Consider the following 17,662-nt stretch of genomic DNA (forward strand, 5'->3'; position numbering starts at 1 on the left):
ACCTAATTAATCTATATGATAAGGAGATTGCTTAAATGGAAAACAAATCAACATTCTTAACTAAGATCATTAACGATTTAACTGAACAGCTTCTAAAGCCAAATCAGTGGAATCAAGAACCGAATATTATTTCGTGGAATGCCTCTTCTACGAAAAATCTTTCGGTAGAATGTTTATCATTGCATGAAACCGGTCAAAATGTTAATGACAACAACAAGCTTATCGGGAGCCAAAATAATTCCCCTAAAAAAGTGGTGAGCATTTTGAACAGTTTATACAAAGTCGATTTCCAAGAAAAACAACACTCTCCCTACCAAGGTCCCAATGGAATTAACAAATGGATCTTAACCAATTTGATTTCTTCATTTTCAGAGAAGAAAGTTAGGGAATGGTTTCAAGACCATCTGTCAGTTCATCCGTATGAATATTACCAACGGTATATCTTGGTCAAAAGTTTTATTGACCACTGCGCATCGCACCTCCATGCTGACCCAAATTCCGTTGATAATATTGCTCTCTCTGAACTAAGATTCTATGAATCTTATATCTCCTCAAATGAATTAGGTGATAGAAAGATCCGAGCACTCACTTCTTTATATCGCAAATTCCATCCAAACAGCAGCTTGTCATACATGAATGGAAAATTAAAACCAGAAAAATGCACACTTTGTCATCCAACAATCCTTAGGCATTTAGAACATCTTGAAAAAGGAGGTTTAAATAAAAAAACATTGCGTGATCGGACGGAAGCATATAAAAAATTCTTGTCATGGATGTGCCAAAGTTACACTCAATTTACTGGTTATGATATCAATAATGTTCCATTGTATTTAGTCAATAAAGATCATTTACTTGAGTTCAGTCTTCTCTTGAAACGAAAAGTCGCAAATGAACAAATTGACGATAAGAATGCAAGTACACTGTTTTATTACATACGCTCGCTCTTTAAGTCACTTTACCAAATGTCTTTATTAAAGAATGACGTAACTGTGGGTGTGATAGGTTTACCTTTTGAAAACTATCACTACCGCGAAATTCCGTCTAATGAAGACATTCAGCGATACTTTGAAGCAATACATATGTATACTCCAGATCCCAGTCTATATGGTTTCGGTTTTGGCCTAATGTTGTTCCTTGGTTTAAGAATTTCCGAGATCTCAAGTTTAAACTGGGAGCATGTAAACCAGTCTAATCGCAGCATCTCTGTTAAAGGAAAAGGAAACAAATACTCGATTCTACCGTTAACAAGGAACTTAATCGAAATTCTCAACAAATTCCCAGACAAAAAAGAAGGTCCTATCTTCGGAGAAAACCAAAAAAGAGTATACTGGGATTTTTATAGATACCACAAACTCCTTGCTCTTGTTGCTGGCTGGGGATATATAAGTGGCTTGCATCTTTTTAGACATACCTATATCACAACATTGTCTAATAATAAAAACTGCACACCACAACTTCTGATGCGGTTATCAAGACACGTTAAACCGGCTAGCACAAGTCTCTATATACATCGCAATAATCGTTCGCTGCAACAAGCTGTCAACCAAATCGACTATTTTTGACTGCTCTTATTGATAACATAAAAAGGACATACGGCTAGCGTATGTCCTGGTATCTACAGCTGAGTTTTTTACAGGCTGTTAAGCCGTCTCCCTCTTCGTCGAAACGATAATTATCAAGCGACGAAGAAAATTAATTAGTAAACGTAATGAGATAATTATATCAAAACTAATCTAAAATGTAAATTCAAATTGTTAGGAGTGAACACATGCCAATAATTGAAAATAAGTCTCCATTGAACCATTTACGCTCGGATTTACAAAAGGTTTTAGCTAATTATTCTCATGAAATGGTGGAAACAGTTCTTAATGAAATGGGAGTTATTAACGGAATTCCTGTTCCCGAAAAAAGGGATCCCTCTATTCAAGAAGCATATGAATATTATGTTGCTAGTCCTAGGTATTTGGGTTTAAGTACAACATCAAAAAAAACCTACATTTCAGAATTAAACCAATTTAACCAATTCGTTTTTAAACAACTAAGCAATAATGCAACATTGAGAAATATAACAAAGCCAGCTTTCTTAATGGAATATCTTTTTGAGACTAAAAATGGCAATACAAGATCAAAGAAGAGTTCTTTCCTAAGATCTTTCTTTGAAGTGACTTTAGGAGAGTTTTTCGGTGAATCCATTGAGGAGTTAAAACGAGTGTTGAAGATTGAATGGGATCGTAATGTGCTACCAAAGGCATTAACCAAACCTCAGTTATCGGAGGTAGTACAGATCTCTGCTGCTTCCAGGAGTGGCTTACGAAATTTCACTATCATTATGACTTTTCTTAGTTCTGGAATTCGTATAAACGAATTATGCAATCTTCAGATTGGTGATGTGGATAAAGAAAATTCTTTATTATATGTCATTCCAAAAGGCAGCGAACATGTAAAAAAACCAAGACATATAAATCAATTGGGATTGTCTATTCTACTAAACTACATTAATTTTACTTATGGATCTCATATAAAGCGATTACCCAAGGAAGAGTACAATAAATTGATTGTTTTCTCTGCCCAGAGTGGTCGTACTGCAATCCATTCCAGAACGATCGAAAAGTTTGTAAAACATATTTATGAACAGTGTCTTACTATTCCAAAAGACAAAAAGAATCAATTTTCAGTCCATACATTTAGACATTGTTTCGCGGTATACGGTCTAGACGCTGGAATTGACATTTTCACTTTGTCAAAGTTACTTGGTCACAAAGACATAAATTCGACTTCTATTTACTTGAGGTTGTTTGATGATCAGTTGAGAAAAGCCATTGAAAAACATCCATTTGCTCATTCAATAGGAGAACAATGATGGAACATATACTTATTGACTCTGATTATCTACATTTGTGGAAGAGATATAGCGGCTTAAGACAAACATCCTTAAACTCGTATATGAGCTATTTAAGAAAATTTGAATTTTTCCTGATACAAATAAAGAAGTTTGAGGGAAGTTTAGATTTCGATAAATTTACATATTACGTTGACGATAATCTTTATTCTCCAATTACTGAAGGTTTTATCAACGAGTATATTCAATATTTAAAGAACGAATGTAAAGCTACAAGGTCAACTCTATACGCTAACATTTCGGCTTTAAGTAATTTTTTTACCTTTCTGAAGGATATGAGGGTAATCAAACTCAATCCTATGGCTCACTATAAGAATCCTTTTTATGATCCCAAAATAAACGATAGATCGTTATCAAAAAATGATTGTGGTTTGCTTTTGGAAGCATCTGTTAAAGTAGACCCATTCTTTAGAGTTATTTACGTTTTGGTACTACTGATGGTTACTACCGGTTTAAGAAACAAGGAGATACGGGAGCTGACAATAGGACAAATAGATTTTGGAAGAAACATCATTTATGTGGATCAAGGACAAAAAACGACTGCCAACTCAGTATATATGTCAACTATTTTGACTTTTGAGTTAAGGAGATTAATCAATCATCCTTTACACAAATCTTGGCAGACAAACGGAAATATATCAGTTTTTTTCCGTAGTAACGGCAGAAAATTCACGACTCTAACTATTAATGAAATCCTAAAGGAGCTATGTGTAGTTGCCGGTATTAAGAAAATAACAGCTCATTGCTTGAGGCATACAATGGCCTCCCTGTTGTTAGATAGTGGTGTAGATGTTTCGATAATTCAAAGACAATTAAGACATAAGGATATGGAGACCACATTGCGATATTTGCCACAAATTACGGATGTAGAAATGCTGGCCCAAGATTTCGACCTTTGAATTCTATAGTGGGTAGATCAATCTATTAGACCTAAGAATGCACACATTGACTTAAAAAGAGGAATCCTCTAACGTGATGGAAGACACCTCTCAGTTCAATTATGTATTTGTTCGATGCTAATGTTTGCCACGATGCAGTTAACCTAAAAAACATATCAAGATTTACTACCTAGATAATAACACATATTTTAAACAACACCACCAGAATCTGCAATGCTGGTTCCAAGAAGAATTCAAAATCCTTTTGGCGGGCATTTGGAAGGATCCAAGTTAATCTTTTTTATTCTTGTTGTTTAGTATAGGATGTAATCGAATCGCCTCGTCAACAAATTCACAGGCAACTTCTAAGTTCTCACCAACGTAACAACAGCTTACTCCAGCTGCATGTAAATGGGTTCGATCCATGTCCGTAAGGTTCCAGATGTCCTGTTCAACAATATTTTCAAAATATATACTGTTAAACTCAATAAAAATTTTCTCTAAATCAATTGATAATTTTAGAATGCGCCCCTTTTTATAGCCATCAGGAAAATAGGAATATCCGCTCTTCCCTTCTCTCTCTTCAATTCCAGGCAGTTTAAGGCGATATCGTAAACTATTTAGGAGATCCAGCGGCAAGCCATTTCCCCGCTTCTTATTGTGTTTAGTTAATGGATCAGCCATATCAAATCACCTTACCCTTTATTAGCATATCAACCCAGCTCAATAGCTGTTCATTATTCTCATGTACCGAAAGAGACAATGAACCCACTCCATTATTTAATTGATTGTTATGGCTTTGATGAAAGTTGGAGACCTGGACCTGTTCTGCCGGGTATAAAGCAAATGAGGCAACAGTTCCTCGAATGGCGTCTTTATAAACATGCATTTTTTTAATATCTTCCGCAAGAAAATCCGAGAACTCTAGGTCCTTATACTTAGCGTCAAAATGATACCAAGCTTCGTTCCAGAATAGACTAATATCTGGGCGTAATTTAACAGAGTACGACTCAGGGTTAGAAAAGGTTCGATTGTAATACAGCGCCCCCTGCGTTCCATTATAAGTAAAAACAAGGTGAAAGCCTTCGGCAAGATACCTTCCCCATTCTTTATCACCTGATAGGGACAATGCTGAGCGCTTACTTTTCGTTGCCTGCTCGATTGCTTGTAATACTTGAAAGAAACACCAGTATTCAAACATTTTTGAAATTTCTCTAGTCTCCAATAAGTTGTTGAATTCTTCAGGCTTTAATGGGTAACGGCTCCCTTGCATGTACTCTTGGTACAATCCGAACCAATGGCGGTAACCTTTCCTTCTTTGTAGCACAGTACTATTCTGGGGTATGTGATAAGATACCGATATGCCTTGCAGCCAGTTCGTTTTGAGCGAATCCAGAAGCCAACGACGAAGTTTCGTGTTTTCCCTGCGAAGGTCATCCAATCGGTGAATCCGTTTATTAGACATTTTTTTTGATATTTGTTTTTCCATCCATTCAGTCAGTTCCCACAGTTCTCTAAGAAACATAAGAATAAATCGGTTCTCTTTTGTATCGTAGGTGAGATACTTTTTGATGACTTTAACCTCTTTCGGAAACCATACTGCGTTATTATCATGCTGATTGCGATTTAGAATATGCGCTAACGATCTATGTCTGAAAGGATGGCTAGGTCCAAGACGTTCTAAGTTTCCGGCATTCATCAACAATTCCCATGACTTCCCATTCATACTCTTCGCCTTCCAAACCGGTTGTGTTTCATTTTCAGTAAGCATAGCTTGATGCGGCTCTCTAGCGATCCACTCCCAGGCATTGATAGCCTCAGACTCATACAATATACGGTCTCTTACAAACACCCATTGCTGAATTTTTATGGTTTCCTCTTCATTCGACCTCTCAACTAGCTGCTTAGTAGGTCGGAAGGCACTATAAGGCAAGGAGGATAATTCTTTGCTAACGGCCATCCATAATTTTTGCACATATTCTTCTTCCCACTTGTACGATTTTACGGAGAACGTTTTCCCAAGGAGGTGAAGAGAGCCTACATAATTTTTAACATTTAGTGTATACAATTTTCCATGTATATGTTTAACAATACTCGAATAATTCCTCCGAACGATTTCCACAGGAAAATCATCCCCATTTAAATCAAGCAAATAGGTTGTTTGTTCATATAAAACGTTGTCCTTTATTTCGTTACCGTCCAAATATAACTTCATCTTTACAGCCCCGTATATTTTATTGGATAAAGCTGCAATAACCGGTTCGACTCAGCTGTCTGTGCATGGTTTGCATTTTTCTCATGGTTCTCGGATAAATCCCCGTCAAAGCATGCATATCCGTTTCCAATGAAATTCCTTCTGCTGGCTCTGTCCATTTAAATAGATCAGCTAGAACTTGTTCCATCTGAGCCCTGTTCCCATGAAGCTTAGGCAGTACTTTCTGTAACACCCCTATATCCAGAGAATCAGTACCGTCCAACAAATTGTTTGAATATGCGTTCAAAATAAAATAGAATAACTCATCTACTACCCGGTAACCGAAAGAGATCCCATTTTGAAGTAATAGTGAATGAATTCCTTCAACAGCATCAAATAAGTCATCCAATAAAAGACGGTGTTCAGGGTTTAAAAAAGTTTTCTTATACAAATCCAAATGATACCTCGAATCGGAAGTAAACCACTCTATCTCTCGCAACGAAGCTGTTGATGCATTTTGATTGAATGCTCGCCTCATATCTATTCTGATATATCCATCTAGATCCATTTCGTTACATTCTATGACATGGGCACGGTCTAGCACCTTAGGGCTAAACATATAGGTTGTCTCATCCACGTTTATTGTGCCGATGATATAAAGGTTTCCGGGAATTTCAATTCGGTTGGGTACCTGATAAATCGTACCATCCTCATCCGTTATTACTATTTCTTCTTGCCACTCTTCATGAAGAGGAATTTTTTCCTGCTGTAGTTCACCAGTTCTCCCGACACGCCTGCTTTCTATACAGCTAAGGAAATCAGCAAAGTAATATTCCACTTTGGATAAATTCATCTCATCGAGAATAAGGAAAAATGGTAGATCCCGATTTTGATGAGCTCTAAGCATTAGCTTTAGTAAGTCCGTGGAATGATACATTTGGAGTATGGGATTGTAGAAACCAAGAAGCGCGGTATGGTCCAGCCAATCAGGCCTCACGGACATAAAAGCGTGCTGACATACACTATTCACCTGGGATCCAGGCATTTCCTTATAAAATTGGATACTTTCTCCTTTGCCCTCTACGGATATAAATAAGGAATCTCCAATGCTAAAATTGCCGCTCAGCCAGACCATGAATGCTTTACGAAAGCCTAACCTGATATGGCCTTGTGATTCTCTTTTTATAAGTGCAGATTCTGAATTCTCACCAAATCTCAGTGTTATTTCAACACCTTGGTCCAAGCCATCCAAGTTTAACTGCTCCGCTAAACGAACAGGTACGATCATCCTTTGGTATGTAAAATTGTAGGGATACAGTATGTAAGTAAATAGATCATTTGGTGGAGTTGATAAGTGCCTTCCTACTGAGCTAAATTCCACAAACAATTGTGCGATTTTGGTTTTTCCTGTTCCTGAAATGCCTGATAAAATAAGGAATGGTTTGCTCTTTAATGAAAGTACGAAACGAATTAGTAATTCCTTGTCAAAAAAGAAGCCACGGCTTCTCACAAATTCATGAAATTGATGTATGAAGAAGGAACTCAATTGATTATCATCATCTTTTACTATTTGCAATTCTTCATCATAATCCGCGATTTTCATGTCCAAAATTCCTGGAATTTCTAGCGATGAATTAATTCTGTAATGAGCTTTTACTAATGTAATTAAAATCATACATTTGACGAATTCTTCAGTACCATCTATAAAACCCCCGGATTCCACATCCCACACACCTGCTTCTACCATTCTTTCATCTGTATTCATTCCGAGAAGGCGTAGAACAGCTAAAGCATGTTTCTTTCTTTCTTCATTCCCATTATCCCTTGAAGCGAAAATGACAGTGGATTTGATTGTTATAAGTTTTTGCTGCAGCCGATGTTCCGTCAGCACTTTCTGCAGACTTACCTCATGGTGCACGCTATTGCCAATAAAACCATTCATATAATAGGAAATACCATTAGATAAACCATTATGGCTCCACGGACCTAGCCTAAGTGAAAAATAGTGAATGTATTCCTCTCCATCATGGTCAAAGCTCAATATAAAATTAAGCCAAAAAGTTCCTTCCTCATCTTCTATGATTTCATCAAAGGCAACTAAAATTGAGGTAGAACCCAGCTGAAGTTTAAAATTATTATAGGTTTCTTGCAAAATGGCGTTATACATAGCTTGAGCAACTTCGTAATCGATTACCATAGGCCCTCCTCATTTATCTCAAGATAGTCCATGCAGAATAACTATGCTTGCTAACCGCTGTCCTTGCAGCAGACCATTTTATTTCTGTTTAACAACATGTCGTTTATATAAGCATAGTTTCGCAATCGCTGTTTCAGATCATTCGTGACAGCTTAGTTTAATATAGTCAATCTACTAAGAAACAAGCTCTGGTTGAACATCAAACTTCTTTTTACTACCTTGTATTTGGATATGCGTTTCCCAGACAAAAAATTTCCAATGTTTTCCGATAATTTTTGAAAACACAATTAATTCTGGTGTTATCAGCTTCCTCAGTTCTTTAAAATCAACATAATAGACCTTAGACCCTTCTAATCGGACAGCTAGTATTGCAATATTCGCTTCATCTAATATTTCAACTTGAGCCATGTTCAAATCAAACCAACCGCTGCCCTTTTCGTGAATTTTCGACTTGGGCGTACATACAACGATCCGTTGTCCATTACACTTTCCTTCAAACATTATTTGTTTCCTTGTAATATTAGTTAATCGGCAATTATGTTTGTTACTGAGTGTTTCAATGATATGATTCTTATCTGGAACGGTCATATTTCATCCTCCATTTATCAATTTTTAGTCAGTAAGTTCAGTTGTCGGAAAGTACACACTCTCCATTCAGCTCACTTATTAAGTATAATTTATCGTTTTGATATAAGGATGTCATGAAACACACATTCTGACTATGTGTCTACCTCAGTCCACTAGATGAAAGAGACTACAGCATTTTATTGGATCATTATCAAGGGATGGTTGGATGGTCAGCTCTCCGATTCTAAATTTCAGGATTTGGTTATTTCAATAATGGAATAATATGTCGGAAAATACAACAACTTTTATGAAAGACAATGAAATACCTGAAATAATCTGTTAAGTGTCAACTCTTAAAATTCTACGATATACCTGAGTATATTAATATGGCAGGAGTCTACAAACAATTGCGGAGGTACTTATATGCATCCGAAGAAATGACTACTCGATAGAGCCAGGATTTATTTATGAATTTCAAAAGTGTTTGGAACCGATGGTCGGAACTGTATGCAAGCTGTTTGCTATATATCCAACTCGGCCAATCGAGGGAATTTCCACAACAACAGCTTCTGAATCGCTTAGATTATTGCGATCTTTGTCAGTCGCACAACCTACCCTATTTTGAAAAAATCAACGCCATAATAATGCTTCGTTCAGTTTAAAGCTATTATATCAGGTAGATATGGCTCTATATTGTCAGTGAATGTAGATTCTTTTGTATAAAAACGCCATCGCTCACCATGGCGTCTTCTTGTTCAATATCAATCGGATAGCGGAGTAATCGATTCTTTTCAACCTTTAATACAAACCTCTATAAGGAGTGCTTGAAAGCATTCATTTTTATTGGATCCTAAACTGAGGTATGGCTGCCATCTTAACTGGTACGATCCTGAAAAATGAATAGGCTCCTCACGCCCTAAAATTGTACCGCTGGAAGCAACATCTTTCCATGAACATATACCGCAAACCGTATTGCCATCGTATACGTGAAACGCTGCATCAACCGAGTTGTGCTTTTTCGGTATTTGCCAATAAAGTTGATCGTTCGTAATGAGCAGTGCATAACCTTTTACGTTCGGTCTACTTAGCACGACTCTCTCAACCTTTGATAAATCCTTGACAAAGTCGTATCTTGATATATCCTGCGCCCCTTGATTCTTCAAATGAACATACTGGCCTCTGTACATCGTCTGTAGTAGACTGGTCTTATATCGAATCTCAATAGCTATGCTTTCGTTCCCTTTCACAGCCCATATGTCGATCTTATCTGTTCCCAACTCACGGTTGATTTGAGTCATATAGCCGACATGAAGTAGATAGCTCACGATTTTATCCCTCAGATCTACCTGAGACAAGGGAATTTCTCCTTTCAAGGAAAATGATCTAAACCAGTTTTCAGGTATGTTTGATTCAATATCTGCACTTACCACTACTTCAGTTTCCGATTTGATCGGTATGGGCTGAACCGGAACACTTTGGGATACTTCTCTCTTCCTCGGAACCCCTTCAACTGTAGACAAAAGATATCGAAAGTCCCCACGGCTTGAATCCCCAATATGACTATACGAGACCCACTTCAAGTCATACTGAAACTGAAGGATTATCGACTGTTCTCTACCCTTCATTGTGCCAATTCCAGTTTGTTCGTTCCAGTTGAGTTGTCCATGAACTATGCTACCCTCGTGAATCCGAAAATCTTTATCAGCCGTTTGCTTGTCGTGTTGTGGATCAGAGTAATAGGAAGAATCGTTTGTTAGAAATACCAGATAACCTTGGTCAACAACCCCGGCTGTAACCATCCGTTCCAAGCGTTGTAGATCCTTTAACACGTCATACCGACCGACATCTTGTGCCCCATGGTTGTTCAATGAGAACTCCTCATCCTCAACAAAACATTCCAAAGTCCTAGTCTTGTACTTTAATTCAATAGCATACTTACGTTCTTCATAGTGAACCAAGATGTCCAAGTAAACCTTTGTATTAGCTCCATGCACTTTTATCTCTAGTCGAATCTTAGCGTCCGGATAACACTCCCTAATTTCCCAAGACAAAGCATGTTGAAAATCGGCTTCATTGTGAAATACAGTTCGTTTGCGTGATAAATTTGTAATGATCAATTGTAAATTCAATTTATTCCCTCCAACCATGAATCTATAATAATATCAAGAAAACACTACTCACCCTCAGCAAACTCAGGCTCAATCTCCCACTCTTGATAAGATTCTTCATTCATATATTTTTTTAGAGACCTTAGCATATGAAATGGATAAGGCTGTGCCGTATGCGTGTCGAAAGTAATACCCACATCTCGCAAATCATGAATAAGAAGCGCCGCGTGGTCTCTTTCCTCCTCATCCTTGAATCCTAATGGTATGTATTCGGTGTTGCGCGGCTGTCTGAAAAATTCGTTGGGATGAGCATATTTAGTTTTGGTCTTTTTAATTTGGATGGTGCTCATTTTCCTTCCAACACCATAGTACAGCCCGTCATCTTTAAATACACCTGATGCATAAGAGCGTGGTTCGAACAAATAGGCAGGAACCTCGTCAGTAGTATTAATGCGAATAACGTTAATCCCAGAGAGATCTTGAATTCTAGGAAACAACAAAGGGTTTTGATCATGTCTTAGTTGTCCATTTTGAAGAGACTTTAAGAAATCTCTTCTTAGTTCAGCATTTAACAATATGTAAATCTTCTCATCCTCCAACACTTCGTCTGTTAATACTTGTTCTAAGAGCTGCAAGACCAATTGCTCATTTTTAGTTTTCCAGCCTTTAAACTGATCGGCGCATAACTGGGCCTGATGTAAAGATAGCCAGTTATCCATCCCCCAACCTCGGAGATAGAGGGCACCATATTGAAATTTAGTGAAAACAGGAATAAAGACAGTATCGTAGCCTTTACTATAATTAGGTTTCTTTTTCTTAACTTCAATAATATCAAAGCCAAGAATGTTAATTTCCGAGGGAATCTTAACCACATTGCGCCCTACAATACCAGTATCAGATAAGAGATCCAGGAGGGCACTGCACACCCGATGGTGAAAATCTGCGGACTCGTTGTCTGCTTGAGGATGTACGAATTGATTAATCCGTCCAGTACGTCGGAGTCCTTCTCTTATTGCTAACTTTGGATCCGCATCGTTAGGTTTGTAGTGGTCTCTAGGATAGATTTCTATTAGTGCGACAATGGTGTCAACCACAGATTCTTCTTCTGCTGCTGTTAATTGAACTTCAATTAGTTCATGCTCAATCCGCTTCACACGCTGATCAAATGCTTGATCCTTATAGGTGTCGATGTCAAGGCTGCCCACCAAGGAACTTGACAAATTATGGACTAATCGAATATAAACATTATTATTGCAATTTAGCTTGAATAATCCATCCGCTTCTCTCATAGAGATAGACTCTTTATTTGCACCCATAGTACTGACTAAAGACTGCTCCACTTGCTCGTACAGCTTGGATGAGCCATACACCTCGATGGTAATATGCATAGAATTTCGAGAATAAAACAATGGCAAGGAGGTAAGTCCAGGCTTCTTATCTGCTTTCTTCCTTACTTCAGGCAGTATACGTAACGGTACCCAATTAGCGAACTCTTCGCAGAATAGACGAAATAATGCTTCTTTCTCCGGGAAGCCGATGCCCGCCCCAGGAATTTTAGCCTTCTTAAATAAGCGATTATTAACAACAAGTGCCTGGATAGGATTATCGGATTGCAAAAATTGGGATGGATTCTCCAAAATACGATCCGAATCAATGGTTTGTCCCCACAATACATCCCAAAATATAGAGTCGCTGCCTTCGATCCATTTTGTAAAGGGTGCCTGATTGCCTTTTCTTTGAAATCTAATTTTAGCGAATGATCTTGAAGCCAGTCCCTTCTTTCTTAGAAAAGGATTATCCATCGATATCAACATTGAGCTTTTCGTCTCACCTTCGACATAACATTCGTTTGATTTAATATAAGATTCAGTAATGAATCTTCGAACGCCAAATGAAAGCATAATGATATGCTGATCCGCTTTGGTGGCTCTAGTCTTCATACGGATTCTGATGACATAAGCATAATCGCCTTTACGGGTAGAGATACGTTCGGACATGCATTCTGCTTGTCCTTTCGCATGAACTTGATAGAAGTTTAATTCTTGTGGCAATTCAGCTGTTAGCTCTTCTGTCAACCTTTTAGGAGATTTGCAGAATTGATGTGCCATTAAAGCTGGGATCATCTGATACTCATTGTCTCTGGATAAAACATCTCCAGACTTCGTGCGTAACCACTCCATCTCACTAGCTAATGGTTCAGTTGGCGGTCGAACAATTACTTTCGATTTGGCCTTCACATCTTCCAACCAACCCATGCTAAGAGCAATGATCATTTCTAAGGGAATCGGAACTACCGATATTATCCAAGGGCTTCCGGGCTTGCAGTAAGCTCGATCATTCATCCACACGATCTCTGGAAATAAGCTTTGCAGCTTGACTGCTAATTTATTAATAGTAATCGTCAGCTTATACGGATTATCTGGAGCTTTCCTGAATTGATTGATGTATTCCACCCAGCCTAAAGGCATATCCAAACGATACACTTCTATCTCACGAATCGCTGTTTCATTAACTTCCAGTGCTAAGGGCACTAATCGAAGATTTTCTCTTTTATTCAATCTCTACACCTCTTATCTGTTGGATACTTTCTATAAACGCACTATATAAGCTTACGAATTCCTTTTGATCCGAATTGTTCAGCATAATCCTTTTCCAATATCCAAGCATAGACTGATCAGCGCCTTCGTTCATTGGAACCTTATTAAACTTAGCATCACAGTAAAAAACTCTCGCAGGGGAACCGTTCCGGATTAACCGGCCTATCGTCTGCCATATAGGCACGAACGTATACCAGGCTACCATTTCTCTCTCTTTCTCACTTAGATGCTTCCAATAATCCGGTCGCTCATACACATAATGAAAGTGTTTGTTACTCTTCCAACGTAAAGAATTTAGCGCTTTCGCGTAGCTCAATTGCTCAGAATGAATTTCTTCTACATATTGGACATGCTTGGCATGAATCATCTGGACAAGATACCCCATATCATGAGGGACTGGGTAAGGCCTGATGAGAAAGAATACGGAGCCGAACAATGCCCCCAACTGCTTATCCAATATGTTATAGCCTCGGTTGATTGCCATTAATGGGGCAATTAACAGTTCTGCTTCCTCCATGTGGAAGCTTTCAATATTAGAACGTGAGAACATAGATTCATCTCCGCCATCCATTTGGCGATGAAGCAGCTTGTATCGTCCTTTCCATCTACTTTCCCTCTGTAGTACCTCACCGACAGTCTCCACATCATCGTAGGAGTTTACAATAATTAAGATTCTTCTGGGAGTCCCTTGATGCTTCCACTCCCTTAACTCCTGTTCAACTTTCGCAAGCAGCTTTGCCATCATGATTCGAAGGTTCTGATCCCGCTGGTCCTGATCTCTAATACCCGAGATGCTTAACGCCTCATCAGGATCCTCATTAAATACCGGCCAGTAATGCTGCTTAATAACTGGAACCTTGATCTCCCTCTCCAGTAGCCATTGAGGTTGGATATCGACATTGTAATGTGCGGAACCCGGAGCGAGTGATGTACCTGACAGCAGGACAAGCGCCGGACCTTTCTTGGCATCCGCATATTCAAAAGCCTGGTGCCAGTCTTGAAGAAGTAATCGCCCCACACCTGTATATTCAACAATTTTAAACGTGCCGATGGTTTCCCCATCTCCGACATCGTAGCTATATCCGGTCAGGGCACCGGTCATAGCTTCCTTGATGAACGGACGCAGATCCTCGTTAACCGCAAATTGCTGATATAGCTCTGATGTAAGCTGGAGCTTAGCTTGTATGATCGGATACAAACTCTTAATTTCTTTAATGCAGTAATCAGCCCTTACTAGGTACAGATAAAACTCAAGAAGATCATACCATAGGTCTCTATCAACGATTGGTCTAAATGCAGCGCCGCATTCAGCAAGCACTGCATCAAGTAGTGTTCGTTTTTCCAAATGAGAACGTGCATCCATCAGTTTGTCCACATAAGCAGCAAATGGCAAATCCATAGGATTATTCATATAACGGCTGAGATTTCGAAAAACTTCTTCCTGCTGTTGGTCATCTATGGAACAGGCATGGCTGATTTTATAAGTTAATGTAGTTAAGCGAATCATCACTCTACGTATATACTGCCGGAGCCGCGGAGTTTTGATCAGCTTGTCGTATATGCCGGCTCTAGTGACCCTCTCCATCAGGCTCATATATTGATTCCATGAATCCACATCGTAATCGCCGGAGAAAAGTGTATATTCGCCCAATGTCTTGTTCATCGATTCTTTATAAAGAGACTCGAATAATTGACCCCCATGACCAAACAACGGGTATTCATTAATAAAAGCAGAATCGAATTGCTTCTGAACCTCATCTGCCTCGTCTACGAAAATAACATCAAGCAAATCATACATAGCCTCATAAACCGACCGCTCCAAAGAATCAATAAACACGGGAAGCCTTGTCTTTAAAACACCGGGAGACGTCGTTACCCATACTTCAGCATCAGCAAGATTGGCATAATCTTGATAAATGCCACATCGAGAGGCATAGGGACAACATTTGCCCTTCCCCTCCTGCTTAATTCTTTTGCACGGGTAGTCATTACCAGCATCCCCATCGCCTGCCAATGCATGAATGTAGCATAGGGTTGATAAATGCTCCATCCCATCGCCAATTTGACTTCCCCAACCTGTCAAATCATGAATTTGGTGCTGACGGGATGATAGAAATTGCTGCTCATATAGGCTGCGATTACTTTTGCCGATAATAGGAACCGCCTTTACTCCAGCACGTTTCAATTGTTCTACTCGGTTTAATACTTGAGCCACACTGCTCTCAATAAATCCAATGCGCAACCCATCTTCCTTGACCAAACGAATCGTTTCATCTAACATAAACTTGGTTTTACCTGAACCCAAGCCGCCAATCACATGCTGAATACCTTCGTAGCGAAAAGTCTTCTCAGCGTTCTGAATAAGCTGAACCAGCTGTGATGGCGTATTCAACTCCATTTTCTGTTGTTGACCTGGTTTACCATGCGCCGCGGACACTTCTTGTAGGGATTCATGAAGGGTATCTACATCCTGCTTCCTTTCACTCCTGCGTTTGTCACGATAACTTGGTAACGTGTAAGATTGGACAGGCTGCGAAGGGATCTCACCAGTAAAAGATCGCTTAGTATTGCTGGAAATCCACCTTTCATAAGTAAAGGGACCTTGAGATGCAAAGCTATAATCCTTGGTCTTGGCAGGTATCGGAGAAGATAGTGCATCCATGTACCAGCGTTCCCGATGGCTGAATAGCTGAGGAACACGCCTAATCCATACCCCTTCGATTTGTGTATACAATAAGTGCTGAGCATCTATGGAAGCATAATCTCGAATAATATAGCTCCATTTACGACTGGTTCGAATATCACGAAAAAGCACCCGAAGCCGATGAACGACCTCCAGCTTGTCTGAATATTTCAGAACAGGCTCATCATAGCCCAGAAGAATCGACCATGCTTCCTCAATAGGCATTTCGGGATCCATATGTAAACACCCAGTAACCATCCACTCAAAAATCAACATAGACTCCAGCTGCGACTTGCTTAGTCCTGTGCCCTGGAAATAACCACGGAAGTCTGCAAGGTAATCGTAATATCGTTTCCTCACTGCTCAATCCCTCCCACAATGCGAAGTACGGCTCTTTCGTCAATGATCTGGATACTTTTCCGTATTGCTGGCTCCAATGCATTTATTACCTGCCGTATATACTGGCGATAGCCTCTTTTACGATAGGACGGTACGACAATGTAGACATGCTCTTTCTTGTACTTCTCCAAGGCTGCAGCATCCAATTTGTTAAAATGCGCAGCAAGCGAATAAGGATTTCTGTAATCCTTAACATCAAAGTATACAGCTTGATTTGATTTATGAACGGCTAGATCGTAGCGATCGACATCGGGGTACATCTCAACCTGGTACCCTTGCTTGGTGAAACGATTAGCGAGCTGAAACTCTGCTAAGCCTGGCAAAAGCGTGTAGCGATGCACGCCTTCTTTTAATCGATACACCAATTCCGTTGAATTCTCTAGTTCCTTCGGCTCGCCACGGGCTTCAATGTGACCACAAATGTCCTCAACCCCACATCTCCATTGGTGATTGTGGAAGCTTAGGGTCCAGCCACATCGATTGCATGTCCGGAAATCCGATAATGGATCTGAGATGGGTTCATAGCATTCAAGAATTCTTTTGGACAACTCAGGGTCACTTACTGACCGCGCAAAGTAAAGAAGCCGCACACCAGTAATTACTGCGTTCGCAGGCGATACAAGAAACAACCTGATTCGGCTATAAGCGTCTGCAAGAGGCGGATCGGAATCGCGGCAGTATTTTACAATCTCGTAAACTTCTTGTTGATGAGCTTCAAAAGGGGATTGGTAGTCTTGTAGGAAATCCATAGCTTCTGGCGACAAACCGATATGCTGAATTAGCAGTGGAGCATCTTGGGGAAAAGCAACATTAGTGAGGTCAAGCTTCCAATCTGATATTGGCAGTAGCAAAAATCTTATGAGTGCAGGAATATCGGAAGGAACTTCTTCGCTTACAGATAGCCTCATCTTGGCTAGCATGAGATGCGCTTTTCTTAGATCATTAGGTATCGTCGCTGGCACTTTCCTCCATTGTTGTAGGCCAATGATTAATTGGTAAAGCATATGGTTAACGACTTCTGCGGTGCTCATATTTACACCTTCCTTAGTAAGCAGATTATTATTTAATCTGATTATACCAAAGGGGATTGACACCAATCATGTCACGGAACGTATGTTCTATAACAGGAAAAGAGAACCC

At 39.3% G+C, this 17,662-nt stretch carries 11 protein-coding genes; 3 read left to right on the forward strand and 8 right to left on the reverse strand.

Annotated features, from left to right (window positions below):
* The first annotated feature begins 35 nt into the window (after positions 1-35).
* From OB236_RS32070 to OB236_RS32080, 3 genes are all read left to right on the forward strand, one after another.
* A complete protein-coding gene (locus tag OB236_RS32070; RefSeq protein ID WP_262687641.1) occupies positions 36-1,562 on the forward strand; it encodes a tyrosine-type recombinase/integrase in 1,527 nt (508 codons plus the stop codon).
* A 206-nt stretch (positions 1,563-1,768) separates the two neighbouring features.
* Positions 1,769-2,860, forward strand: coding sequence for a tyrosine-type recombinase/integrase (locus tag OB236_RS32075; RefSeq protein WP_262687642.1), 1,092 nt, complete (start codon positions 1,769-1,771; stop codon positions 2,858-2,860).
* On the forward strand, positions 2,860-3,798 hold the full coding sequence (locus OB236_RS32080; RefSeq protein WP_262687643.1) for a tyrosine-type recombinase/integrase: 939 nt from the start codon (positions 2,860-2,862) through the stop codon (positions 3,796-3,798). Before OB236_RS32075 ends, OB236_RS32080 begins: the two co-directional genes overlap by 1 nt.
* A 270-nt stretch (positions 3,799-4,068) precedes the next feature.
* On the opposite strand, the gene OB236_RS32085 is transcribed toward OB236_RS32080, so the two are convergent.
* From OB236_RS32085 to OB236_RS32120, 8 genes are all read right to left on the reverse strand, one after another.
* Positions 4,069-4,461, reverse strand: a complete 393-nt coding sequence (locus OB236_RS32085; RefSeq protein ID WP_262687644.1) for a hypothetical protein — start codon at positions 4,459-4,461, stop codon at positions 4,069-4,071.
* Between the two features lies 1 nt (position 4,462).
* A complete protein-coding gene (locus tag OB236_RS32090) occupies positions 4,463-5,992 on the reverse strand; it encodes a DUF2357 domain-containing protein (RefSeq protein WP_262687646.1) in 1,530 nt (509 codons plus the stop codon).
* A gap of 19 nt (positions 5,993-6,011) precedes the next feature.
* Positions 6,012-8,168, reverse strand: a complete 2,157-nt coding sequence (locus OB236_RS40240) for a hypothetical protein (RefSeq protein WP_262687647.1) — start codon at positions 8,166-8,168, stop codon at positions 6,012-6,014.
* A gap of 174 nt (positions 8,169-8,342) precedes the next feature.
* Positions 8,343-8,756: a hypothetical protein gene (locus tag OB236_RS32100; RefSeq protein ID WP_262687648.1), complete on the reverse strand. Its 414-nt coding sequence runs from the start codon at positions 8,754-8,756 to the stop codon at positions 8,343-8,345.
* 770 nt (positions 8,757-9,526) lie between these two features.
* Positions 9,527-10,864: a hypothetical protein gene (locus OB236_RS32105; protein ID WP_262687649.1), complete on the reverse strand. Its 1,338-nt coding sequence runs from the start codon at positions 10,862-10,864 to the stop codon at positions 9,527-9,529.
* A 44-nt stretch (positions 10,865-10,908) separates the two neighbouring features.
* Positions 10,909-13,401 carry a pPIWI_RE module domain-containing protein gene (locus tag OB236_RS32110; protein WP_262687650.1) on the reverse strand — a complete coding sequence of 831 codons (2,493 nt, stop codon included), beginning with the start codon at positions 13,399-13,401 and terminating at the stop codon, positions 10,909-10,911.
* Positions 13,394-16,483: a pPIWI_RE_Z domain-containing protein gene (locus OB236_RS32115; protein WP_262687651.1), complete on the reverse strand. Its 3,090-nt coding sequence runs from the start codon at positions 16,481-16,483 to the stop codon at positions 13,394-13,396. The genes OB236_RS32110 and OB236_RS32115 overlap by 8 nt, the downstream gene beginning before the upstream one ends.
* Positions 16,480-17,553 carry a restriction endonuclease-related protein gene (locus OB236_RS32120; RefSeq protein WP_262687652.1) on the reverse strand — a complete coding sequence of 358 codons (1,074 nt, stop codon included), beginning with the start codon at positions 17,551-17,553 and terminating at the stop codon, positions 16,480-16,482. The genes OB236_RS32115 and OB236_RS32120 overlap by 4 nt, the downstream gene beginning before the upstream one ends.
* Between the last annotated feature and the right edge of the window lie 109 nt (positions 17,554-17,662).

It is taken from the genome of Paenibacillus baimaensis (assembly GCF_025567575.1).